The sequence below is a fragment of the Mesorhizobium sp. M4B.F.Ca.ET.143.01.1.1 genome (genome assembly GCF_004792275.1).
GTDB lineage: Bacteria > Pseudomonadota > Alphaproteobacteria > Rhizobiales > Rhizobiaceae > Mesorhizobium > Mesorhizobium abyssinicae.
In genome coordinates this window covers 214,730-235,076 of record NZ_SRSR01000009.1, presented here as the reverse complement: position 1 = coordinate 235,076, position 20,347 = coordinate 214,730, and the positions used below count along the sequence as shown (strand labels likewise).

Annotated in this window: 22 protein-coding genes; 9 read left to right on the top strand and 13 right to left on the bottom strand. The window is 64.9% G+C overall.

Annotated elements, in window-relative coordinates:
* Positions 1-180: 180 nt before the first annotated feature.
* From EN786_RS22910 to hutI, 5 genes are read right to left on the bottom strand one after another with little or no spacing between them, the layout of a single operon-like run.
* Entirely contained in the window at positions 181-768 is a 588-nt protein-coding gene (locus EN786_RS22910; RefSeq protein WP_135908891.1) for a HutD family protein, read from the bottom strand.
* A 2-nt stretch (positions 769-770) separates the two neighbouring features.
* A complete protein-coding gene (gene hutU / locus EN786_RS22905; RefSeq protein ID WP_127312089.1) occupies positions 771-2,441 on the bottom strand; it encodes a urocanate hydratase in 1,671 nt (556 codons plus the stop codon).
* A 28-nt stretch (positions 2,442-2,469) separates the two neighbouring features.
* A complete protein-coding gene (gene hutG / locus EN786_RS22900; RefSeq protein WP_127312090.1) occupies positions 2,470-3,288 on the bottom strand; it encodes an N-formylglutamate deformylase in 819 nt (272 codons plus the stop codon).
* On the bottom strand, positions 3,288-4,829 hold the full coding sequence (hutH, locus tag EN786_RS22895; RefSeq protein ID WP_135908889.1) for a histidine ammonia-lyase: 1,542 nt from the start codon (positions 4,827-4,829) through the stop codon (positions 3,288-3,290). Before hutH ends, hutG begins: the two co-directional genes overlap by 1 nt.
* Complete coding sequence (hutI, locus tag EN786_RS22890) at positions 4,826-6,061, bottom strand: imidazolonepropionase (protein WP_135908887.1); 1,236 nt, start codon at positions 6,059-6,061, stop codon at positions 4,826-4,828. Before hutI ends, hutH begins: the two co-directional genes overlap by 4 nt.
* A 96-nt stretch (positions 6,062-6,157) precedes the next feature.
* Between hutI and EN786_RS22885 the strand changes: the two genes are divergently transcribed.
* The gene (locus tag EN786_RS22885; RefSeq protein ID WP_127311494.1) at positions 6,158-7,513 is read left to right on the top strand and encodes a formimidoylglutamate deiminase; all 1,356 of its coding nucleotides are present in this window, start codon (positions 6,158-6,160) and stop codon (positions 7,511-7,513) included.
* A gap of 24 nt (positions 7,514-7,537) precedes the next feature.
* Positions 7,538-8,284, top strand: a complete 747-nt coding sequence (gene hutC, locus EN786_RS22880) for a histidine utilization repressor (protein WP_127284609.1) — start codon at positions 7,538-7,540, stop codon at positions 8,282-8,284.
* Positions 8,285-8,405: 121 nt separating this feature from the next.
* On the opposite strand, the gene EN786_RS22875 is transcribed toward hutC, so the two are convergent.
* Positions 8,406-8,750, bottom strand: a complete 345-nt coding sequence (locus EN786_RS22875; protein WP_127284608.1) for a RidA family protein — start codon at positions 8,748-8,750, stop codon at positions 8,406-8,408.
* A 234-nt stretch (positions 8,751-8,984) separates the two neighbouring features.
* Between EN786_RS22875 and aztA the strand changes: the two genes are divergently transcribed.
* The 4 genes from aztA to EN786_RS22855 all read left to right on the top strand — a co-directional run bounded on the left by aztA (position 8,985) and on the right by EN786_RS22855 (position 12,149).
* Entirely contained in the window at positions 8,985-9,812 is an 828-nt protein-coding gene (gene aztA / locus EN786_RS22870; protein WP_127311493.1) for a zinc ABC transporter ATP-binding protein AztA, read from the top strand.
* Positions 9,812-10,687, top strand: coding sequence for a zinc ABC transporter permease AztB (aztB, locus tag EN786_RS22865; RefSeq protein WP_127311492.1), 876 nt, complete (start codon positions 9,812-9,814; stop codon positions 10,685-10,687). Before aztA ends, aztB begins: the two co-directional genes overlap by 1 nt.
* 24 nt (positions 10,688-10,711) lie before the next feature.
* A complete protein-coding gene (gene aztC / locus EN786_RS22860) occupies positions 10,712-11,641 on the top strand; it encodes a zinc ABC transporter substrate-binding protein AztC (RefSeq protein ID WP_127311491.1) in 930 nt (309 codons plus the stop codon).
* 169 nt (positions 11,642-11,810) lie between these two features.
* Positions 11,811-12,149 carry a TIGR01244 family sulfur transferase gene (locus EN786_RS22855; protein ID WP_127311490.1) on the top strand — a complete coding sequence of 113 codons (339 nt, stop codon included), beginning with the start codon at positions 11,811-11,813 and terminating at the stop codon, positions 12,147-12,149.
* Here EN786_RS22855 and EN786_RS22850 read toward each other — a convergent pair.
* Positions 12,146-12,613 carry an Lrp/AsnC family transcriptional regulator gene (locus tag EN786_RS22850; protein WP_127284603.1) on the bottom strand — a complete coding sequence of 156 codons (468 nt, stop codon included), beginning with the start codon at positions 12,611-12,613 and terminating at the stop codon, positions 12,146-12,148. The genes EN786_RS22855 and EN786_RS22850 overlap by 4 nt on opposite strands.
* A gap of 137 nt (positions 12,614-12,750) precedes the next feature.
* Between EN786_RS22850 and hppD the strand changes: the two genes are divergently transcribed.
* Positions 12,751-13,866: a 4-hydroxyphenylpyruvate dioxygenase gene (gene hppD, locus EN786_RS22845; protein WP_127284602.1), complete on the top strand. Its 1,116-nt coding sequence runs from the start codon at positions 12,751-12,753 to the stop codon at positions 13,864-13,866.
* 20 nt (positions 13,867-13,886) lie between these two features.
* Here hppD and EN786_RS22840 read toward each other — a convergent pair whose 3' ends face one another.
* From EN786_RS22840 to hmgA, 5 genes are read right to left on the bottom strand one after another with little or no spacing between them, the layout of a single operon-like run.
* A complete protein-coding gene (locus tag EN786_RS22840; protein ID WP_127311544.1) occupies positions 13,887-14,423 on the bottom strand; it encodes a DinB family protein in 537 nt (178 codons plus the stop codon).
* Positions 14,420-14,713 (bottom strand): hypothetical protein, encoded by a 294-nt coding sequence (locus tag EN786_RS22835; protein WP_127284600.1) that lies wholly within the window; start codon positions 14,711-14,713, stop codon positions 14,420-14,422. Before EN786_RS22835 ends, EN786_RS22840 begins: the two co-directional genes overlap by 4 nt.
* A 4-nt stretch (positions 14,714-14,717) precedes the next feature.
* Positions 14,718-15,731 carry a fumarylacetoacetate hydrolase family protein gene (locus EN786_RS22830; protein WP_127284599.1) on the bottom strand — a complete coding sequence of 338 codons (1,014 nt, stop codon included), beginning with the start codon at positions 15,729-15,731 and terminating at the stop codon, positions 14,718-14,720.
* Positions 15,728-16,681, bottom strand: coding sequence for an MBL fold metallo-hydrolase (locus EN786_RS22825; protein WP_245478429.1), 954 nt, complete (start codon positions 16,679-16,681; stop codon positions 15,728-15,730). The genes EN786_RS22830 and EN786_RS22825 overlap by 4 nt, the downstream gene beginning before the upstream one ends.
* Entirely contained in the window at positions 16,678-17,991 is a 1,314-nt protein-coding gene (gene hmgA / locus EN786_RS22820; protein WP_135908885.1) for a homogentisate 1,2-dioxygenase, read from the bottom strand. Before hmgA ends, EN786_RS22825 begins: the two co-directional genes overlap by 4 nt.
* Before the next feature lie 129 nt (positions 17,992-18,120).
* Here hmgA and EN786_RS22815 point away from each other — a divergent pair, with 129 nt between their 5' ends.
* Both EN786_RS22815 and EN786_RS22810 read left to right on the top strand, forming a co-directional pair.
* Complete coding sequence (locus EN786_RS22815; RefSeq protein WP_127284596.1) at positions 18,121-18,588, top strand: MarR family transcriptional regulator; 468 nt, start codon at positions 18,121-18,123, stop codon at positions 18,586-18,588.
* Between the two features lie 23 nt (positions 18,589-18,611).
* Positions 18,612-19,253: a suppressor of fused domain protein gene (locus tag EN786_RS22810; protein ID WP_127310563.1), complete on the top strand. Its 642-nt coding sequence runs from the start codon at positions 18,612-18,614 to the stop codon at positions 19,251-19,253.
* A gap of 47 nt (positions 19,254-19,300) precedes the next feature.
* Here EN786_RS22810 and tdh read toward each other — a convergent pair whose 3' ends face one another.
* The gene (gene tdh, locus EN786_RS22805) at positions 19,301-20,335 is read right to left on the bottom strand and encodes an L-threonine 3-dehydrogenase (RefSeq protein WP_127310564.1); all 1,035 of its coding nucleotides are present in this window, start codon (positions 20,333-20,335) and stop codon (positions 19,301-19,303) included.
* Between the last annotated feature and the right edge of the window lie 12 nt (positions 20,336-20,347).

Below are 20,347 nucleotides of genomic sequence, written 5' to 3'. Positions count from 1 at the left end.
TTAGGCCGAAAGTTCGTTTTCCGCACCACCCAGGGCGTCATCTCTCAGCAACGCGGTGGACGAGCGCCCCACGCTCCCCGTCCCATATCTGATCGAGGCAAGGAATCCGGCTTTTTCGTGATGCGGGCAAGAGCTTACGCCAATTTTCGCCGGCGTCGCGATCATGTTTGGCAACAGGCGTTAATGGTTGCTGCCAGCCCGATCGATGCGGATCACGAACAGGATCGTGCTGGCGGCCGGCTCCAGGCGCTGTCTCGAGGCGCCTCGATCCAGCACCAGCGCATCGAGCGGGCCGAGGCGCTCGGGAGCGTCGCTGGCGAGCACGATCTCGCCATCGAGGGGCAGCACAAGGGTCGTATCCGCCCTGGCCTCGATTTCCAGAGGCGTCGCGAGCGTCAGGCGCTCGACGGTGTGCGTCATGCGGCCGCGCCGGGTCATGACATTGAGGTCGGTGATCGGGCCGGAGATCAGCGCGGCTGCGGTCGGCACATCGGCGGCAAAGGAAAACGGGGCGGAGGGCCCGATCAGTTCAGCCGGTGGCTCGCCGGCAATATCGAGCACGATGCCCTGCCCTTCCAGCACGCAAAGCGTGCGGTCGATGCCGGCAAAGCTCGAGAACGGCCCGCCCGTCTCGACGCGCGCCATGGAGACGCGCCAGTCGAAATCGTCGAGGCCGGCGCCGTCGGGCGAAACAGTGATTTCGGTCGTCGTGCCGCCGCCGTTCTTCCACGGCATGACGCGGTAGCCGGCGGCACGAAGGATGCGCATGCTCAGCCCAGGATGCCCGGCAGGTTGAGCTGGTGCTCTTTGGCGCACTCGATGGCGATGTCGTAGCCGGCATCAGCATGGCGCATGACGCCGGTCGCCGGATCGTTCCACAAAACCCGCTCCAGGCGCTTGGCGGCGGCCGGCGTGCCGTCGGCGACGATGACCATGCCGGAATGCTGCGAGAAGCCCATGCCGACGCCGCCGCCGTGGTGCAGCGACACCCAGGTCGCGCCCGAGGCGGTGTTGAGCAGCGCGTTGAGCAGCGGCCAGTCGGAAACGGCGTCGGAGCCGTCCTTCATCGCCTCGGTCTCGCGGTTGGGCGACGCGACCGAGCCGGAATCGAGGTGATCGCGGCCGATGACGACCGGCGCCTTGAGCTCGCCCTTGGCCACCATCTCGTTGAAGGCGAGACCCAGCCGATGGCGATCGCCAAGGCCGACCCAGCAGATGCGCGCCGGCAGGCCCTGGAAGGCAATGCGCTCCCGCGCCATGTCCAGCCAGTTGTGCAGATGGGTGTTGCCGGGGGTGAGCTCACGCACCTTGGCGTCGGTCTTGTAGATATCCTCCGGATCGCCCGACAGCGCCGCCCAGCGGAACGGGCCGATGCCGCGGCAGAACAGCGGGCGGATATAGGCCGGCACGAAGCCGGGGAAGGCAAAGGCGTTCTCGAAGCCCTCTTCTTTAGCGACCTGGCGGATGTTGTTGCCGTAGTCCAGCGTCGGCACGCCGGCGTTCCAGAACGCCACCATCGCCTCGACATGCTCGCGCATCGACGCGCGCGCCGCCTTCTCGACCGCCTTCGGATCCGACACGCGCTTCTCGCGCCACTCGGCCATGGTCCAGCCCTTCGGCAGATAACCGTTCACCGGATCGTGCGCCGAGGTCTGGTCTGTGACCATGTCGGGGCGGATGCCGCGCCTGTACATTTCCGGCACGATCTCGGCCGCATTGCCAAGCAGGCCGACCGACTTCGCTTCGCCGGCCTTGGTCCAGCGCTCGATCTTCTCCAGCGCCTCGTCCAGCGTCTCGGCCTTCTCGTCGACATAGCGGGTGCGCAAGCGGAAATCGATCGAGTCCGGGTTGCATTCGATGGCGAGGCAGCAGGCGCCGGCCATGACGGCCGCCAGCGGCTGGGCGCCGCCCATGCCGCCGAGGCCGGCGGTCAGGATCCACTTGCCCTTGAGGTTGCCGCCATAGTGCTGGCGGCCGGCCTCGACGAAGGTCTCGTAGGTGCCCTGGACGATGCCTTGCGTGCCGATATAGATCCAGGAGCCGGCCGTCATCTGGCCGTACATCATCAGCCCCTTCTTATCGAGCTCGTTGAACTTCTCCCAGTTCGCCCAGTGCGGCACGATGTTGGAGTTGGCGATCAGCACGCGCGGCGCATCGGCATGCGTGCGGAACACGCCGACCGGCTTGCCGGACTGCACCAGCAGCGTCTCGTCGTCGCCGAGCGTCTTCAGCGAGGCGGCGATGCGGTCGAAATCGTTCCAGGTGCGCGCGGCACGGCCGATGCCGCCATAGACGACCAGCTCGTTGGGGTTTTCAGCGACGTCGGGATCGAGATTGTTCATCAGCATGCGCAGCGGCGCCTCGGTCAGCCAGCTGCGGGCGTTGAGCTCGGCGCCGCGCGGGCTGCGGATTTCGCGGATATTGTGACGAGGATTGGTCATCATTGTCCCTTTCGAGTAAGGCGGCGCGTCAGCGCCCGGCCCAGTCAATGGCGGTTTCGAGAATGGTCTTCAGCGTGCCGCGGATCGGCGCCGCGTATTCGGGGTCGTAGGGCACCGGCCAGTTGTCCGGCGCGCCTCTGCCTTCGGGCTCATGCATGTAGCCGCGGTTGGAAAGCTCCATCTGCAGCGCATGGACGCCGTTTTGCGGGTGGCCGAAATTGCGCGTGATCCAGCCGCCCTTGAAGCGGCCGTTGACTACCCAGGTCTGACCGGTACCAGCCATGATCTCGGCAACCTTGGCCTGCAGCGCGGGATCGGTGCTTTTGCCGTCATTGGTGCCGAGGTTGAACACCGGCAGCGTGCCCCCGAACAGGCGCGGCAGCACCGAGCGGATCGAGTGGCAGTCGTAGAGGACGATTCTTCCGTGCATGCCGTGCAGCCGGTCGATCTCGGCCTGCAGGGCGGCATGGTAAGGCTTGAAGTAGGTCTCGCGGCGCTCGTCGATTTCCGAAGGCGTCGGCTCCTCGCCCATATGGTAGAGGGGATCGCCGTCGAAGGTCTCGGTCGGGCAAAGGCCAGTCGTCGCCTGGCCGGGATAGAGCGAGACGCCGGACGGGTCGCGATTGACGTCGATGACTGTGCGTGAGATCGCGGTGTGCACCACCGTCGCGCCGAGGTCGGCCGCAAAATCGTAGAGCTTGTCGATCCACCAGTCGCAGTCGCGGCGGCCGAGCCAGGGCGAGACCAGCCGGCTGTCGAGACCGGCAAGGTCGATGCCGGTGTGCGGGATCGAGACCAGCAAGGGTGCGGTGCCTCGGGTTACGCTGAGCCAGGAGGGCGTGGCCATCACGCCGCTCCCGCGATCGCCGGCAACGCCACGGCGCTCGCCGCACTCACCGCGGCGCCGCTGCGCACCATGGCGATGGCCTTTTCCATGTCGGGATGGAAATGGCGGTCATTGTCGAGATGCGGCACTTCGGCCCGGACCAGCTTGCGCACCGCTTCAAGCGCTTCGCTAGACGCCAGCGGCGCATGGAAATCGCAGCCTTGAGCGGCCGCCAGGAGTTCGATGCCGATGACCGCGGTCGCATTCTCGATCATGCCGAGCAGCCGGCGGGCGCCGTGCGCGGCCATCGAGACGTGGTCTTCCTGGTTGGCCGAGGTCGGGATCGAATCGACGCTTGCCGGATAGGCCTTCTGCTTGTTTTCGGAAACCAGCGCCGCCGCCGTCACCTGCGGGATCATGAAGCCGGAATTCAGTCCGGGCTTGGGCGTCAGGAAGGCCGGCATGCCGGACAGCGCCGGATCGACCAGCATGGCGATGCGGCGCTCCGACAGCGAGCCGATCTCGCAGACGGCAAGCGCGATCATGTCGGCGGCAAAGGCCACCGGCTCGGCGTGGAAATTGCCGCCGGAGAGCGCGGTGTCGTCCTCGGCGAAGATCAGCGGGTTGTCGGTGACACCATTGGCCTCGGTCTCAAGCGTGTCGGCCGCCTTGCGCAGCACATCGAGCGCGGCGCCCATCACCTGCGGCTGGCAGCGCAGGCAATACGGGTCCTGCACGCGCTCGTCGCCGACGCGGTGCGATTCACGGATGGCGCTGCCTGCCATCAAATCGCGCAGCGCGTCCGCCGTCTCGATCTGGCCGCGATGCTTCCTGAGCAGATGGATGCGCGGGTCGAAGGGCGCGTCCGAGCCCTTGGCGGCGTCCGTCGACAGCGCGCCGGCGACCAGCGCCGACTGATAGAGCGTCTCGGCCTCGAACAGGCCGGCGAGCGCGAAAGCCGTCGAGAACTGCGTGCCGTTGAGCAGCGCCAGGCCTTCCTTGGCGCCCAACGTCACCGGCTCCAGCCCGTGCGAGACGAAGGCAACCTTGGCCGGGAAGCGGCCATGCGGGGTGAAGCATTCGCCGACGCCGATCATGACCGCCGTCATATGCGACAGCGGCGCGAGATCGCCGGAGGCGCCGACCGAACCTTGCGCCGGCACGACCGGAATGACGTCGTTGGCAAGCATCGCTTCCAGCAGCGCGATGGTCTGCGGGCGCACGCCGGAGGCGCCCTGCGCGAGGCTTGCGAGCTTCAGCGCCATCATCAGCCTGGTGACGGCAACCGGCATCGGCTCGCCGACGCCGGCGGCATGCGACAGCACGATGTTGCGCTGCAGCGTTTCGAGATCGGCGGCGGGGATGCGCACGCTGGCCAGCTTGCCGAAGCCGGTGTTGATGCCATAGACCGGCTCGCCCTTGGCGACGATCCGCTCAACCGCCTCGGCGCTGGCCTTGATCCTGGGCTTGCAGGCGGCGTCCAGCTTCGGCACCGCGCCGCGATAGATGGCGCGCCAGTCGGCCAGCGTTGCGTTGCCGGGCTTCAGAACGAGTTCGGTCATTGTCCTCTCCAGATGCGGGCATGCAGCGGGTTGAAGCCCATGCGGTAAACGAGTTCGGCCAGGCGCTCGATGTTCCAGATGGCGAGGTCGGCGGACTTTCCCGCCTCGAGCGTGCCGGTCTTTTCCTGCAGGCCAAGCGCACGCGCGGCCTCGCGGGTGACGCCGGACAGGCATTCCTCGACGGTCAGGCCGAACAGCGTCGCGGCCATGTTCATGGTGAGCAGCAGGGAGGTGAGCGGCGAGGTGCCTGGATTGCTGTCGGTGGCGACTGCCATCTTCACGCCATGCCGGCGGAACAGCTCGACCGGCGGCTTCTTGGTCTCGCGGATGAAGTAATAGGCGCCGGGCAGGATCGTCGCCACGGTTCCGGCGCCGGCCATCGCCGCCGCGCCCTCGTCGTCGGTGTATTCGAGGTGGTCGGCCGACAGCGCGCCATAGCGCGCGGCAAGCGCCGCGCCATGCAGGTTCGACAACTGGTCGGCGTGGAGTTTTACCGGCAGGCCGAGCGCCTTGGCCTTGTCGAAGACGCGCGCCATCTGCTCCGGCGAGAAGGCGATCCCCTCGCAGAAACCGTCGATCGCATCGGCAAGATTTTCAGCCGCAACCGCCGGCAGTATGTCCTTGGCGACGAGATCGATGAAGGCGTCCTTGTCGCCCCTGGCCTCCGGCGGCAGCGCATGGGCGGCCAGGCATGTGGTCCGGACCGTCACGCTGCGCTGATCGCCCAGGCGGCGCGCGGCGCGCAGCGACTTCTTCTCATTGTCGACATCGAGGCCATAGCCCGACTTCACCTCGATGGTGGTCACGCCTTCAGCCAGCAGCGCATCGAGGCGCGGCAGCGTCTGGGCGACCAGTTCGTCCTCGCTGGCCGCGCGCAGTGATTTCACCGAGGAGACAATGCCGCCGCCGGCCCTGGCGACCTCTTCATAGGTGGCGCCGGCCAGCCGCATCTCGAACTCGTTGGCGCGGTTGCCGGCGTAGACCAGATGGGTGTGGCAGTCGATCAGGCCAGGCGTGATCCAGCGACCCTCGCAGTCGGTGATGTCAGCGCCCTGGACGAGCGCCGCAGGCATGGCGGCTTCGGACCCGGCATAGGCGATCAGGCCGTCGCGCGCGACGATCGCGCCGTTCTCGACGATGCCCAATCCCGGCGCGCCTTCGGCCATGGTCGCCAGGCGCGCATTGCGCCAAAGGTGAAGGCCCCCTGCCCGGCTTTCGATTTCTGCCGCCATCATCTTTTCCGTTTGATTAGATGGCAATTATGTATATACATATTGAGACGCACTGCAAGTGCTATTGTCATCGGAAAGCGGGATTCGGAGAAAATCGTGACGGCGATCTTCGCGGAACAGGCACTTCTGCCGGGCGGCTGGAACAACAATGTCAGGATCACGCTGGCGGGCGGCCGCGTCGCGGCGGTCGAACCGGGCGCCTCATTGCTGCCCGGCGACGAGCGCCATGCCGTCCTTGTCCCCGGCATGCCCAATCTGCACAGCCACGCCTTCCAGCGCGGCATGGCGGGGCTCGCCGAACTGCGCGGTCCCTCGGCCGACAGTTTCTGGAGCTGGCGCGAGGTGATGTACCGGTTCGCGCTGTCGATGACGCCGGACCAGGTCGAGGCGGTGGCGGCGCAGCTCTATATAGAGATGCTGGAGGCCGGCTTTTCGCGAGTCGGCGAGTTTCACTATCTCCACCACGATCGCGACGGAAAGCCCTACGGCAATATCGCCGAGATGGCGGAGCGGATTGCCGCAGCGGCCGGCGCAACCGGCATCGGGCTGACGCTGCTGCCCGTATTCTACGCTCATTCCTCTTTCGGCGGCGCGGCGCCCAATGAGGGCCAGCGGCGATTCATCAACGATGTCGAGCGGTTCGGACGCTTGCTTGAGAAAAGCCGCGAGAGTGTTCGCTGGCTCGATCAGGCCGTTGTCGGCGTCGCCCCACACAGCCTGCGCGCCGCGACGCTGGACGAACTCAATGCGGTGACCGCAATGGCGCCGGACGGCCCGATCCACATTCATATCGCAGAGCAAACAAAGGAAGTGGAAGACTGCATCGCCTGGTCGGGCGCGCGGCCGGTCGAATTCCTGCTTGGCCATGCCGAGGTGGACCGGCGCTGGTGCCTGATTCACGCCACGCACATGACCGAGACAGAGACGTTCCGCATGGGCGAGAGCGGCGCCATCGCCGGCCTCTGTCCGATCACCGAGGCCAATCTCGGCGACGGCACCTTCGCCGCGCCGCTGTTCGTCGAACATGGCGGACGCTTCGGCGTCGGCTCAGACTCCAACGTGCTCATCGGCCTGCCGGACGAGCTCAGGCAACTTGAATATTCGCAACGCCTGGCGCACCGCGCCCGCAACGTGCTGGCAGTGGCGGGCGGCTCGACCGGCCGCGCCTTGTTCGATGCCGCGCTCGATGGCGGCAGCACCGCGCTTGGCACCGGCCCGGCGCGGATCGCTGCCGGTGCCTCGGCCGATTTTGTCTCGCTCGACCAAAACCATCCTTCGCTCGCCGGCAAGACGGGCGACGCCATCCTCGATGCCTGGATCTTCGCCAACGGCACCAGCGTCGATTGCGTCTGGGTGCATGGCAAGAAGCAAGTCAGCCGCGGCAGGCATATCGGGCGCGAGGCGATCGCCGAGCGGTTCCGTGCCGTCATGACCGCGCTGTCGGCAGCCTAGCTCGTTCAACAGGCGAACCGCGACATGAGCATGATCGAGACAATGGAGGCGGAAGGAGGCGAGGCTGTCTCGCTGCACCAGCGCATCCTGTCCGACATCAGCGAGAAGATCCTGTCCGGCGCCTGGGCGCCCGGTCACAGGATCCCGTTCGAGCACGAGCTGACGACCGAGTACAATTGCTCGCGCATGACGGTGAACAAGGCGCTGTCGCAGCTGGCGAAGGCCGGGCTGATCGAACGCCGTCGCCGGTCCGGCAGTTTTGTCCGCCAGCCGCAGTCGCAGGCGGCGGTGCTGGAACTGCACGACATCCGGATCGAGGTCGAGGCGCTCGGCCTGCCCTACCGCTACGAAAGGCTGGCTCGGCTAAAGCGGCGCAGCAGCGCCGACGACCGGGCGCTGCTCGGGCTTTCCGCCCCAGGCTTGGTGCTTTCGCTGGAATGCCTGCATTTCGCCGGCCAGCGGCCCTTCGCGCACGAGCAGCGGCTGATCAACCTCGCCGCCGTCGCGGAAGCCGGCGAGGAGGAATTCCTGGGCATAGCGCCCGGCCCCTGGCTGATTGGCCGCGTGCCGTGGAGCCAAGCCGAGCACCGCATCCGCGCCACGGCCGCGGACGACCATGTCGCCGACGCGCTCGACATCGAAACCGGCGCGCCCTGTCTGGTGGTCGAGCGCCGCACCTGGAGCGCGGAGCACCCGGTGACGCATGTGCGTTTCATCTATCCGGCGGAGAGTCATACGCTGGTGGCGCGGTTCACGCCGTCGCAGGGGTAGTGCCTCTTTACCCTCCCCCATGCGGGGAGGGTCGCTGCGCAGCAGCGGGGCGGGGGTCGGCGCAGCCCCCACCCGGACCTTCGGTCCGACCTCCCCACAAGGGGGAGGTAGAAGGCAGGCGCTAGATCGCCGCCGTAATAATAATCTCGACCAGATATTCCGGGCCGGCCAGCTTGGCCTCGCCGGTGGCGCGGGCGGGCGTGTGGCCCTGCGGCACCCACTTGTCCCACTCCGCGTTCATCTCGGCGAAGGTGCTCATGTCGGCCAGCCAGATGATGGTCTGCAGGATCTTGGTCTTGTCGGTTCCGGCCTTGGCCAGCAATTCGTCGATGGTCTTCAGGATGTCGCGGGTCTGCGAGGCGACATTGCCGCCGGGCTCGCCGACCTGGCCGGCCAGGTAGACGGTGTTGCCGTGGATGACGATCTGGCTCATGCGCGGGCCAACATCGATGCGACGAATGCTCATGGGGCGTTCCTTCCTATTGTCGGTTGCGCCTCTTTAGAGTCCGCGCCGGTTTCGGGCAAGGCCGGCAGGGGCGAAACCAATTGAGCCAATTGTGTGCCCCCTGCCCGTTGCGTACACGGCGAGTTGACCGGCCGCGACCAAATTGCGTCGGGCCATCTTGTTGACTAATGTAATAACATCACATATCGACTTGAGCCGCCCCGCACAATGGGCCGCCGCTCTTACGGACCGCCGATGACCAATGCCTGCCTGACCTTCCGTGACCTGACGCTCGGCTATGGCAGCCACCCGGCGATCCACCATCTCAACGGCACGATCCGCAAGGGATCGCTGACGGCCGTGGTCGGCGCCAACGGCTCGGGCAAGTCGACGCTGATGAAGGGCATTGTCGGCGTGCTGAAGCCGATGGAAGGCGCGGTCACGCGCGCGCCCGACGTACGCACCGCCTATCTGCCGCAGCAGTCGGAGCTCGACCGCTCCTTCCCGGCCCGGGTGGTCGACCTGGTTTCGCTCGGCCTGTGGCCAAAGCGCGGCCTGCTCGGCCGCTACACCAAGGAGGACCGCGAATCCGTCAGCCAGGCGCTGATGGCGGTCGGCCTCGGCGGCTTCGAGAAGCGCCCGATCGACACGCTGTCGGGCGGCCAGTTGCAGCGCACGCTGTTTGCTCGCGTGCTGTTGCAGGATGCCGACCTCATCCTGCTCGACGAGCCGTTCAACGCCGTCGACGCCAAGACCGTCGGCGACCTGATCCAGCTCATCAAGCGCTGGCATGGCGAGGAGCGCACGATCATGGTCGTCGTCCACGATCTCGATCTCGTGCGACAGAATTTCCCCGAGACCTTGCTGCTTGCCCGCCAGCCTGTTGCCTGGGGCGAGACAAAAGAGACACTGCGGCCGGAAAACCTTCTCAAGGCACGGCGCTTCCACGAGGCCTGGGAAGAGAACGCGCCCTGGTGCGAGCCGGACGACCATGACCATCATGGGCACGATCATCACGACCATGCCCACGGCCATGCGCATGATCACGACCACCAGCACGGCTCCGGACCGAGGGCCGCCTGATGGATTTCCTCTACAACCTGTTCATCGCGCCTTTCGCCGATTTCGCCTTCATGCAGCGGGCGCTGTTCGGCTCGCTGCTGCTGTCGCTCGGCGCCTGTCCGGTCGGCGTCTTCCTGATGCTACGGCGCATGAGCCTGTCGGGCGACGCCATGGCGCATGCCATCCTGCCAGGTGCCGCCGCCGGCTTCCTGCTCTACGGCCTGGAAATCCTGCCGATGACCATTGGCGGGCTGATCGCCGGCATCATCGTCGCGCTCGGCGCGGGCGCGGTCTCGCGCTTCACCATCCAGCGCGAGGACGCCTCGATGGCGGCCTTCTATCTGATCTCGCTCGCCGTCGGTGTGCTGATGGTGTCAATTCGGGGCTCCAGCGTCGATCTCATGCATGTGCTGTTCGGCACCGTGCTTGCGCTCAACAACGAGGCGCTGACGCTGATCGGCGGCATCGTGCTGGTAACTTTAGTCAGCCTTACCATCTTCTGGCGGGCGCTGGTCGCAGAATGCCTCGACCCGCTGTTCCTGCGCTCGGTGAGCCGCATGGGCAGCCCGGTGCATTTCATCTTCCTCGGCCTCGTCGTGCTCAACCTCGTCGGCGGGTTCCAGGCGCTGGGCACGCTTTTGTCGGTCGGGCTGATGATGCTGCCGGCCGCCGCTGCCCGCTTCTGGACGGTGCGGGTCGAGCCGATGTGCGTGCTGGCGGTGCTGATCGGCTTTGCCTCCTGCATCGCCGGGCTGCTCTTGTCCTACCACGCCTCGCTGCCGTCCGGCCCGGCCATCATCCTGTCGGCCGGTGTCGTCTACTTCTTCTCGATCGTGTTCGGCTCGCGCGGCGCGTTGCGCGCCCGCATCGTCCACCACCGCCACCGCACCGCCTGATCCCCAAGCAAGGAGACCCGCCCAATGCTGAAATCCTTCCGTGCCGCGCTGACCCTGAGTGTTATAACATTAACCGCTCTCGGAACATCGTCGGCCCTCGCCGCGCCGCTCAAGGTGGTTGCGAGCTTCACGGTGATTGCAGATTTCGCCAAGAATGTCGGCGGTGACCGGGTCAGCATCACCACCATCGTTGGGCCGGATGGCGACGCGCATGTCTACGAACCGAGCCCGGCCGACGCTGTCGCAATGGCCGACGCGGACGTGGTGCTGGTCAACGGCCTGCATTTCGAAGGCTTTTTGCAGCGCCTGGTCGACGCCAGCGCCACCAAGGCCGCGATCGTGACCTTGACCAAGGACGTCACCCCGATCGACTTCAAGCCGGAATTTGCTGACGCGGATGCTGCCGAAGGCGCCGGCAAGACCGTTACCGACCCGCACGCCTTCCAGTCGATCGCCAACGCCAGGATCTATGTGAAGAACATCGCCGAGGCCTTCTGCGCCGCCGACAGCGAGGGCTGCGTCGGCTACCAGACCAATGCCGCGGCTTACACCAAGAAGCTCGATGCACTGGAAGGCGAAGTGAAGGCCGCGATCCAGTCGATCCCCGAGGAGAAGCGCGTCGTCATCACCTCGCACGACGCGTTCGGCTATTTCGAGCACGAATACGGCCTGACCTTCCTGGCGCCGCAGGGCATTTCGACGGACTCCGAGCCGTCGGCCGCCGATGTCGCCAAGCTGGTCAACCAGGTCAAGCAGGACAAGGCGGCGGCGATGTTCATCGAGAACATCACCAATCCGCGGCTGATCGAGCAGATCGCCAGCGAGACCGGCATCAAGGTCGGCGGCACGCTCTATTCGGATGCGCTGTCGCAGCCCGACGGCCCGGCCTCGACCTATATCGACATGATGCACAACAACATCGCCCAGATCAAAGGCGCGATCCTCGGCAGCTGAAGTCGGCTCATCCAGCTGGATCGCGACGATCCGGCTGGATTTTCCGCCGCGAATGTCTATCTGCAAAGACGACGCCGACGGCGTGCGACGATACGCGATCGGCGGGAGCAGTTGCCGGCCGCGTCAGGGGATGGCAAGACTGCCGCCGAAGCAGATTGCGAGGACGACCATGGAATACCGAGAGATCAGCGACGACTATTCCGTCTCGGGCCAGATCCAGCCCAGCGATATCACCGCCATCAAGGAGGCCGGCTTCAAGAGCGTGATCTGCAACCGGCCGGACGACGAGCAGCCCGGCCAGCCCTCGGCCGAAAGCGTCCAGGCGGCGGCCGAGGCGGCGGGCCTCGCCTTCCGCTTCATCCCGGTCATCAGCGGCCAGATCACCTTCGAGAATGTCCAGGACCAGGCCGCGGCGCTCGACGAGCTCGAAGGCCCGGTGTTCGCCTACTGCCGCTCCGGCGCGCGCTGCACCAATCTCTATGGGCTGATTCAACAGTCGAGGGGCTAAATCGGCAGCGCGCCGGTCTCCTTCAGCGTCTCCAGCACGATAGCCGTCTTCACATGCTGGACGGATTCATGCGGCAGGAGCACGCCGTTGACGAACTCCGACAATGATTTGAGGTCGGGCGTCACCACCTTCAATATGTAGTCCATCTCGCCGGTCAGCGCGTGCGCCTCCTGTACTTCGGGCAGCCGCGCCACCAACTCGCCGAAGCGGCGGGCATTGTCGCGATTGTGGGTGGCCAAGGTCACCGAGATGACATTGACCAGCGAAAAGCCCAGCCGATCGCGGTCGAGCACGGCGCGGTAGCCCTTGATGTAGCCGTCCTCTTCCAGCCGCTGGCGGCGGCGCGAGCACTGCGACGCCGACAGGTTCACCCGCTCCGAAAGGTCGTTGTTGGTGAGCCGCGCATCGCCTTGCAGAAGCGCCAGTAACTTGCGATCAAATTGGTCAAGCCGCGCATCATCCACGGATTTTCCTCCATTCATGCACATTCCACGCATGATATGAGCATTTCAGGCGTTCAAATGCAAGCACCGTGCGGCCCTCAGGCGCTATCATGCGCAAAGATGGCCAGGAACGGCCGCAACAGCTTCGGAGAACCGCCATGGGCCCCTTCCCGCACGACGCGCCGCCCGCCAGGATCAGCAAGGCGAACCCCGCCGGCACAGACGGTTTCGAATTCGTCGAGTTCGCGCATCCCGAGCCGGAAAAGCTCGCCGAGCTCTTCACCCGCATGGGTTATGTCGCGGTGGCCAAGCACCGCACCAAGGACATCACGGTCTGGCGGCAGGGCGACATCAACTACGTCGTCAATGCAGAGCCCGGCTCGCATGCGATGAAGTTCGTCGACAAGCACGGACCTTGCGCAGCCTCTATGGCGTGGCGCGTGGTCGACGCGAAACACGCCTTCGACCATGCCGTGTCGAAGGGCGCGACGCCCTATGAGGGCACCGACAAGGCGCTCGACGTGCCGGCCATCGTCGGCATTGGCGGCTCCCTGCTCTATTTCATTGAGGCCTATGGCGAGAAAGGCTCGGCCTATGACGCCGAGTTCGCATGGCTGGGCGAGCGCGATCCAAAGCCCGAGGGCGTCGGCTTCTACTTCCTCGACCACCTCACCCACAATGTCTATCGCGGCAATATGGACAAGTGGTGGGACTTTTATCGCGACCTGTTCGGCTTCAAGCAGATCCACTTCTTCGACATCGACGGCAAGATCACCGGTCTGGTCAGCCGTGCGATCACCTCGCCCTGCGGCAAGATCCGCATTCCGCTGAACGAGTCCAAGGACGAGACCAGCCAGATCGCCGAGTACCTGAAGAAGTACAATGGCGAGGGCATCCAGCACATCGCGGTGGGCACCGACGCGATCTACGAGGCCACCGACAGGCTTGCTGCCAACGGCCTGAAGTTCATGCCCGGCCCGCCCGACACCTACTACGAGATGTCGCACGAGCGTGTGCACGATCACGACGAGCCGGTCGAGCGGATGAAGAAGCACGGCATCCTGATCGACGGCGAAGGCGTCGTCGACGGCGGCATGACCAAGATCCTGCTGCAGATTTTCTCGAAAACAGTGATCGGCCCGATCTTCTTCGAGTTCATTCAGCGGAAGGGCGACGAAGGTTTTGGCGAAGGCAATTTCCGCGCGCTGTTCGAGTCGATCGAGCAGGACCAGATCAAGCGCGGCGTGATCAAGCTGGACGGCAAGGCGGCGTAAGGCCCAGGAGGGCGAGCGGTTCAAAGACCGAGCCGCTCGACCTCGTCCTTCCTGAGCTTCAGATCATAGTCGAGCAGAAACTCATCCAGTTGCGGCGGCGGAGCGGAAGTGCCGGCGAGCATGGCGTGCACCTGGCCACGGTGATGGATGTCGTGCAGGAAAACATGGGCGAGGATGTCGGCGATCTTTTCAGGGATCATGCCGTCCTCGCGTCTATCGGTGATGACGCGACGGTCTAGATCGGCCTCGGACAGGGCATCACAGAAGGCGATAAGTTTGCGGTCGAAGGTGATCTGCGCCACTACCAAATCGGCGACATTGTCGAACGGCACGAAATCATCATAGGCGGCAGCGCCGACACCACCCTCCGTGAGAAAATCGAGATAGAGATGGTCGACAGCGAGGATGTGGTTCAGCGTCTCCTTGATTGACGGAAAGAAGCTGGTGCGCGCGGCCTCAAATTCCCCAGGCTCGAGGGACAGCACGGCGCGGTACAGGCGGTCGTTCGACCAGCGATTGTTGCGCGCCATGCGGCGCAAGTGATCAAGCAGCGTCATGGCGTCCTGTCGACAAGGCCGATGCCGACCGCCATAAGCGCGAAGCCGGCGACAACGACCAGCAGCAGCCGGATCATTTTCCGCCGCAGGCCTTGCGTTTCTTCATCCCGCGCGACGCTGAGATTGGTGATGGTGTGGAACATCATCGCGTTGCGCGGCACGCCGCTGCGGTTGGTAAGATCAGGCGAGCGCGCCTCGATGCGGTAGCTCAGGCGGATCGCCTGGATGAAGACCGCCAGAATGGCCAGCGCCCACACGCCAAACAGCAAATAGACGGCTTCGCCTGGCATCCCCTCACCCCGCGTATTTCTCGACCTTCTGCTCGATGGCGCCGAAGATCGAATGGCCGGCCTTGTCCTTCATCTCGATGCGCACCGTGTCGCCGAAATGCAGGAACGGCGTCTTGGGCTCGCCGCTCTCGATGGTTTCGATCATGCGCAGTTCGGCGATGCAGGAATAGCCGGCGCCGCCGGCCGAGACAGGCTTGCCCGGCCCGCCGTCCAGCTTGTTGGAGACGGTGCCCGAGCCGACGATGCTGCCGGCGGCGAGCGGCCGCGTTTTCGCGGCGTGCACAATCAGCGCCGGGAAATCGAAGGTCATGTCGACCCCTGCGTTCGCACGGCCGAACGGTTTGCCGTTGAGATCGGCGAGCAGCGGCAGGCTGACCTTGCCACCGTCCCAGGCGTCACCCAACTCATCCGGCGTGACCGCAACCGGCGAGAAGGCGGAGGACGGTTTCGACTGGAAGAAGCCAAAACCCTTGGCAAGCTCGGGACCAGTCAGCGCCCTCAGTGTCACGTCGTTGACCAGCATGACCAGCCGGATCGCGTCCCGCGCCTGGTCGGGGCTGGCGCCCATCGGCACGTCGTCAACGATGACGGCGACCTCCGCCTCCATGTCGATGCCGAAGGCCTCGTCGGCCATGCGTATCGGATCGCGCGGCGGAATGAAGCTGTCCGAGCCGCCCTGGTAGATCAGCGGATCGGTCCAGAAGCTTGCTGGCATTTCTGCGCCGCGCGCTTTGCGCACCAGTTCGACGTGGTTCACATAGGCCGAGCCGTCGGCCCACTGATAGGCGCGCGGCAGTGGCGAGTGGGCGTCATGCTCGTGGAAGCGCGCCGAGGGCACGGCATTGTTCTCTAGCGATTCCGCTATTGTCGCCAGATGCGGCGAAATCCGCCGCCAGTCGTCGAGCGCGGCTTGCAGCGTCGGCACCAGGAAGGAGGCGTCGGAGAACCGCGTCAAATCGCGCGAGACGACGACCAGCTTTCCATCGCGGGTCCCGTTCTTCAAAGTTGCAAGCTTCATGCGGTTTCCTCTCCTTGCGCGGCTTGTTCGCCGCTTTGGTCTTTGTCTGTCGCATGATCTTTTCCGAAAACCGGGTCCCACTTTTCGGGATCATGCTCTAACCCCACAACAAGGCCGTCGCGGGCGATCGTCAAGTCGCCGGCCCAAGTTTTCCTGACGGCGGCGATCCAGTCGGCCTCGCCGATCGCGGCATCGTCGGCCGGGATGAGGTGGTTCAACACCAGCCGCCCGACCCCGGCATCGCTGGCGATGCGCCCTGCCTCCTCGGCGAAACTGTGGCTGGCGAGCAGATGTTCGCGCAGCCGCGCGCCGTTGCCGGTCTTCGCCACCAGCCGCTCGATCCCTTCCTCCAGCATGGCTTCGTGGACGAGGATATCGGCACCCTTGGCAAAGTCGGCCAGCGGCGGGAAGAAGGCCGTGTCGGCGGAAAACACGATGCTCCTGCCGCCATGCTCGACGCGCAGCGCAAAGCAGTCGGTCACCGGCGGATGGTCGACGCGCAGCGCCGTCACCTTCAGCCCGCCCTCCTCCACAACCAGTCCCTCGCCGAACTCCTCGACCGAGACCAGATCCCTGATATCCGGCCGGCCTTCGTCGACGATGCGGATTTCGATGTCGAAATCCATCGCCTGGCAGAAGCGCTGCCAGTAGTGGCCGGTGCCGGGCGGACCGAAGATGGTCACCGGCGAGGCGAGGCCCGCCGTCCAGGCGGTGTGGATCAGCGGTCCGAGTTCCAGCAGATGGTCGGAATGGAGATGGGTGATGAAGACCAGGTCGAGCGTCTTCAGGCCGAGCCCGGCATCGGTCAGCGCGCGGGTGACGCCCAGCCCGCAATCGACGACGATAGCGCGGCCGCCGATCTCGAGCAGCGAGGAACTTGGCCACGGCCCACCCGGCCGGATCGCCGGGCCGCCCTTGGACCCGAGCAGGACGAGGCGGTCCAGACTCAAGACCAGTCGCCCTCGGGCCTGCCGTTGAAGCGTTTTTTCAGCCCGGCCCAGCAGTCGATGTAATTGTCCTGCCGGGTTTCGACCTCGGCGGCATAGCGGGTCAGCATCTGCGGGAATCGGGTCTCGAACATGAAGGCCATGGTGTTGTCGAGCTTGACCGGTTTCAGCTCCGTGCGCGAGGCCTTTTCGAAGCCAGTCGCGTCAGGCCCGTGGGCCAGCATCAGATTGTGCAGGCTGATGCCGCCGGGGACGAAGCCTTCCTCCTTGGCGTCGTACTGGCCGTGGATCAGACCCATGAACTCGCTCATGATGTTGCGATGGTACCAGGGCGGACGGAACGTATCCTCGGCCACCAGCCAGCGCGGCGGGAAGATGACGAAGTCGATGTTGGCGGTGCCTTCCTCGCCGCTCGGCGCCGTCAGCACGGTGAAGATCGACGGATCCGGATGGTCGAACAGGATGGCGCCGACGGGCGAAAACGTCGCCAGATCATATTTGTAGGGCGCGTAGTTGCCGTGCCAGGCGACGACGTCGAGCGGCGAATGGCCGATCTCGGTGACATGGAAGGAGCCGCACCATTTGACGATCAGCCGGCACGGTGTCTCCCTGTCCTCGAACCAGGCGCAGGGCGTCTTGAAGTCGCGCGGATTGGCGAGGCAATTGGCGCCGATCGGCCCGCGATCGGGCATGGTCAGCTTGGCGCCGTAGTTCTCGCAGACATAGCCGCGCACCTCGGCATCGGCGAGCTCGACCTTGAAGACGAGGCCGCGCGGCAGCACGGCGATCTCGCCGGGTCTGAGCTCGATGACCCCCATCTCGGTGACGAAGCGCAAGGCGCCGACCTGCGGCACGACAAGCATCTCGGCGTCGGCGTTGAAGAAGTGGTCGTCGGTCATCGAGCGGTTGGCGACATAGATATGCGCCGCCATGCCGGACTGCCCGAGCACGTCGCCGGCGGTGGTGATGGTGCGCATGCCCTCGATGAAGTCGGTCGGCTCCTTCGGCATCGGCACCGGGTTCCAGCGATACTGGCCGAGCGCCAGTTCGTGGTCGCCGAGATTGGGTGCGGTCTTCCAGAGCGGATAGAGGGTGGACTTGAAGCGCCCGGTGTGGCGGACGCTCGGCCGGATCCGGTAGAGCCAGGAGCGCTCGTTGGTGCCGCGCGGCGCGGTGAAGGGCGAGCCCGAAAGCTGCTCGGCATAGAGCCCGTAGGCCGGCCGCTGCGGCGAGTTGCGCCCCTGCGGCAGCGAACCCGGCAGCGTCTCGGTCTCGAAGTCGTTGCCGAAGCCCGGCATGTAGGAAAAGCCCATCCGATCCTCCCTGATCCCGGTTCTCAGCCTCGCTAGGCGCGGCCTGCCGGCGATGTTGACCAACTTGGTTTCATTTGTAACCATCGAAAATGTAACTATCAACGGCGAACGTCGCATCCACGGTGCATCATGGAATCGGAAATCCTCGAACTCGAAAGCTTCCTGCCCTACCGGCTTTACCGGCTGGCCGATGTCGTCAGCCGCGAATTCTCGAAAATCTACCGGGATCGCCACGGCCTGACCCGGCCGGAATGGCGCACACTTTCGGGGCTCGGCCAGCATGGCACGATGACAGCGACGGCGCTCGGCGAGCAGTCGGCCATGCACAAGACCAAGGTTTCGCGAGCGGTGGCCGAACTGGAGCGGCGGCGCTGGCTGACGCGGACGGCGGACGAGCACGACCGGCGGGTGGAGCGCCTGGCGCTGACCAAGGCGGGGCTTGCCGCCTATCGCGAAATGGTGCCGCTGGCGAAGGCGTTTGAGAGGGAGTTGCTGGAGAGGCTGAGCGCGGAGGAACGGGCGGCGATTGCTAGTGGGGTGGCGGCGCTTGAAGCCTGTTTGGGACAAGACAAAGTTGGTGCTATCACGTTGGACTAAAGGGCTGAAATCAGGGCATTTGGATGGCTTGGCTCCCAAAGAGATTTCCTGCCGGGGGGCCACCCGGATCCGGTGACTCTAACAACTTCTATCGAAAATCGGTCTACACCAAAGAGCTTGGTGAGCCCCAAAGCATCTTCCCGCGCAATGGGTCTGACGACGTTGAGGTTCTTGCGTTTCCCAGAGACTTCTCGCTCATCGATCCGGCAGGCAACGGCTTTGTACTCCTAACCAACGGTATGAGCGACCGGCGTATGGCTACCCCGTCAACGGCAGGCGAGAACATTGAGCGGCGAGCCGAACTGATGTGGTATGTTCGCGAGCCTGACTCAAACATCATCAGCAATCTCAAATGGCTGGCGGAGTATCCCTTTATCGACAATACATGGTTGGGCTTTGGTCACCGCATTGAAATGCCTTGGTCGCCCGTCTCGGGCACGGATTTCAGAATTTTCATGTTTTTGACCCCTATCATTGCACCGGATAAACGCATTGCAGAAGCGCTGACCATTGACGACGATGACGTCACCATCCTTTGCGTCCATTTGATCTCCGCTGCCGAGTATGAATTCATCAAGACGGTCGGGTTGGACCCATTCTTGGACATGCTCGACAAGCGTCATTATCCCACCGTTTTAGACCCCAAACGGACTTCCTATGTCTAGCGGCAGGTGCCTGCGGCGCTTTGCTTTCGCTTTCGCCCAGGTAGCGCTCACCAGTCCATCACAACCTTACCCGAATTGCCGCTCCGCATCGCATCGAACCCGACCTGAAAATCGTCGATGCCGATGCGATGGGTAATCAAGCCCGACACGTCGAGCGGACCCTGCACCAGGGCAATCATCTTGTACCAGGTCTCGAACATCTCGCGGCCGTAGATGCCCTTCAGGTGCAGCATCTTGAAGATGACCTTGTTCCAGTCGATCTCGAAGCCGGTCGGCGCGATGCCGAGGATGGCGATCTTGCCGCCATTGTTCATGGTATCGATCATGTCGCGGAAGGCGGGGGCCGCGCCCGACATCTCCAGGCCGACGTCAAAGCCCTCGGTCATGCCGAGCTTCGGCATGACGTCGCGCAGCTTTTCCTTCGAGGCGTCGACGACGTGCTGGACGCCGAGCTTGCGTGCCAGGTCCAGCCGGACCGGATTGATGTCGGTGATGACGACCTTTCGCGCGCCGACGCATTGCGCCACCAGCGCGCCCATGATGCCGATCGGCCCGGCGCCGGTGACCAGCACGTCCTCGCCGACCAGATCGAAGGACAATGCGGTGTGAACCGCATTGCCCAGCGGATCGAAGATCGCCGCGATCTCGTCCGGCACGTCGTCGGGGATCGGCACGACATTGTGCTGCGGGATCGCCACGTACTCGCCGAAGGCGCCGGGGCGATTGACGCCGACGCCGAGCGTGTTGCGGCAGAGATGCCCCCTGCCCGCGCGGCAGTTGCGGCAATGGCCGCAGACGATGTGGCCCTCGCCGGACACGCGCTGGCCGAGCTTGTATTCGGTGACCGCGGCGCCGAAGTCGGCGACGGTGCCGACGAATTCATGGCCGGTCACCATCGGCACCGGTACGGTCTTTTGCGCCCACTGGTCCCAATTGTAGATGTGCACGTCGGTGCCGCAGATCGCGCTTTTCCTGACCTTGATCAGCACGTCGTTGGGGCCGATCTCCGGCACCGGCACCTCTTCCATCCAGATGCCCGGTTCGGCCTTGGCCTTCACCAGCGCTTTCATCATGTTGGACATTCTTTTGTTCCT

Coding starts and splice junctions, on each gene's coding strand:
- EN786_RS22910 (WP_135908891.1), bottom strand. CDS start 768: ATGCGCATCCTTCGTGCCGCCGGCTACCGCGTCATGCCGTGGAAGAAC.
- hutU (WP_127312089.1), bottom strand. CDS start 2,441: ATGACCAATCCTCGTCACAATATCCGCGAAATCCGCAGCCCGCGCGGC.
- hutG (WP_127312090.1), bottom strand. CDS start 3,288: ATGGCCACGCCCTCCTGGCTCAGCGTAACCCGAGGCACCGCACCCTTG.
- hutH (WP_135908889.1), bottom strand. CDS start 4,829: ATGACCGAACTCGTTCTGAAGCCCGGCAACGCAACGCTGGCCGACTGG.
- hutI (WP_135908887.1), bottom strand. CDS start 6,061: ATGGCGGCAGAAATCGAAAGCCGGGCAGGGGGCCTTCACCTTTGGCGC.
- hutC (WP_127284609.1), top strand. CDS start 7,538: ATGAGCATGATCGAGACAATGGAGGCGGAAGGAGGCGAGGCTGTCTCG.
- EN786_RS22875 (WP_127284608.1), bottom strand. CDS start 8,750: ATGAGCATTCGTCGCATCGATGTTGGCCCGCGCATGAGCCAGATCGTC.
- aztA (WP_127311493.1), top strand. CDS start 8,985: ATGACCAATGCCTGCCTGACCTTCCGTGACCTGACGCTCGGCTATGGC.
- aztB (WP_127311492.1), top strand. CDS start 9,812: ATGGATTTCCTCTACAACCTGTTCATCGCGCCTTTCGCCGATTTCGCC.
- aztC (WP_127311491.1), top strand. CDS start 10,712: ATGCTGAAATCCTTCCGTGCCGCGCTGACCCTGAGTGTTATAACATTA.
- EN786_RS22855 (WP_127311490.1), top strand. CDS start 11,811: ATGGAATACCGAGAGATCAGCGACGACTATTCCGTCTCGGGCCAGATC.
- hppD (WP_127284602.1), top strand. CDS start 12,751: ATGGGCCCCTTCCCGCACGACGCGCCGCCCGCCAGGATCAGCAAGGCG.
- EN786_RS22840 (WP_127311544.1), bottom strand. CDS start 14,423: ATGACGCTGCTTGATCACTTGCGCCGCATGGCGCGCAACAATCGCTGG.
- EN786_RS22835 (WP_127284600.1), bottom strand. CDS start 14,713: ATGCCAGGCGAAGCCGTCTATTTGCTGTTTGGCGTGTGGGCGCTGGCC.
- EN786_RS22830 (WP_127284599.1), bottom strand. CDS start 15,731: ATGAAGCTTGCAACTTTGAAGAACGGGACCCGCGATGGAAAGCTGGTC.
- hmgA (WP_135908885.1), bottom strand. CDS start 17,991: ATGGGCTTTTCCTACATGCCGGGCTTCGGCAACGACTTCGAGACCGAG.
- EN786_RS22815 (WP_127284596.1), top strand. CDS start 18,121: ATGGAATCGGAAATCCTCGAACTCGAAAGCTTCCTGCCCTACCGGCTT.
- EN786_RS22810 (WP_127310563.1), top strand. CDS start 18,612: ATGGCTTGGCTCCCAAAGAGATTTCCTGCCGGGGGGCCACCCGGATCC.
- tdh (WP_127310564.1), bottom strand. CDS start 20,335: ATGTCCAACATGATGAAAGCGCTGGTGAAGGCCAAGGCCGAACCGGGC.